Origin of the sequence: Streptacidiphilus anmyonensis, assembly GCF_000787855.1 — a bacterium.
In the GTDB taxonomy this organism is placed as follows: domain Bacteria; phylum Actinomycetota; class Actinomycetes; order Streptomycetales; family Streptomycetaceae; genus Streptacidiphilus; species Streptacidiphilus anmyonensis.
This window is the reverse complement of the sequence record NZ_BBPQ01000135.1, coordinates 1-1095: the sequence shown is the minus strand read 5'-3', so window position 1 is coordinate 1095 and position 1095 is coordinate 1. Positions and strand designations below refer to the sequence as shown.

2 protein-coding genes are annotated in these 1095 nt (G+C 67.2%); one reads left to right on the top strand and one right to left on the bottom strand.

Going from position 1 to position 1095, the window contains the following annotated elements:
- Nucleotides 1–195 (top strand): ATP-binding protein (locus TR50_RS47485; protein ID WP_042435846.1); only part of this gene is annotated, 195 nt, incomplete at its 5' end.
- 4 nt (nt 196–199) lie between these two features.
- On the opposite strand, the gene TR50_RS41840 is transcribed toward TR50_RS47485, so the two are convergent.
- The coding region (locus TR50_RS41840; protein WP_042435844.1) for an IS256 family transposase at nt 200–1095 on the bottom strand (896 nt) is incomplete at its 5' end.

The window sequence follows — 1095 nt, the reverse complement described above, 5'->3', positions numbered from 1 at the left end:
GCCCTGGTGCTCGAAGGGTTCCAGCTGACGGTGTCTGTCGCTGACACGGACCCGCGCCCGCCGGTCGTCCGCCCGGCCGAGCCCTCCCGCCCCGGCGGACACGGACTGCATGTCATCGACACGCTCGCCGCGTCCTGGGGCTCCACGCAGGGCCCGCACGGGAAGACGGTGGTCGTGTCCCTTGTTGTGGTGTAGCCGATCAACCGGCGGTCGTGTTCGTGGTGTTGGGTAGTGCGGGGGCGCTTTCGGGGAGCTCGGGGTAGAGCTGGTCCATGCTGCCTTCTGGAAGGTAGCGGCGGGGGAAGGCGATCCACTCGTCGTGCAGTTCGAAGAGCACGGCGGTGACCAGTCGCAGGAGCGCGTCGTCGTTGGGGAAGACCTGGACGACGTCGGTGCGGCGTTTGACCTCGCGGTTGATCCGCTCCAGCGGGTTGGTCGACTGGATCTTCTTCCAATGTCGCTCTGGGAAGGCGGCGAAGGCGGTCAGGTCGTCCTTCGCGTCCAGCAGCATCTCCTTGACCTTCGGGAACTGCTTGCCGAGCATGTCGGCGACCGTGTCGAGCTGGGTGCGGACCGCGTCCGCGGTGGACTGGGCGAAGATCGTGCGGATCGTCGCGGCAACCATCTCGCCGGCTTCTTTGCTGATCACGGCGAAGGTGTTGCGCAGGAAGTGAACGCGGCAGCGCTGGTAGGCGGCGCCGAGCATGACCTTGCGGATGGCTTTGACCAGGCCGAGGTGGTGGTCGCCGATGACGAGCCGGACGCCGGTCAGGCCGCGTTCGCGCAGGTGGCGGAGGAACTCGGTCCAGAACAGTTCGGTCTCGCTGTCGCCGACCATCACGCCGAGGACTTCGCGGCCGCCGTCCTCGGTGATGCCGGTGGCGATGACGACGGCCCGGGAGACGATTTGGTGATCGACTCTGGCCTTGCAGTAGGTCGCGTCGAGGTAGACGTAGGGGAAGCGGACGTGGTCAAGGGGCCGGGTGCGGAACGCGGTCAGCTGGCCGTCGAGGTCCTGGCAGATGCGGGAGACCTCGCTCTTGGAGATTCCGGTGTCGGCTCCGAGGGCTTTGACCAGGTCGTCGACGGATCGGG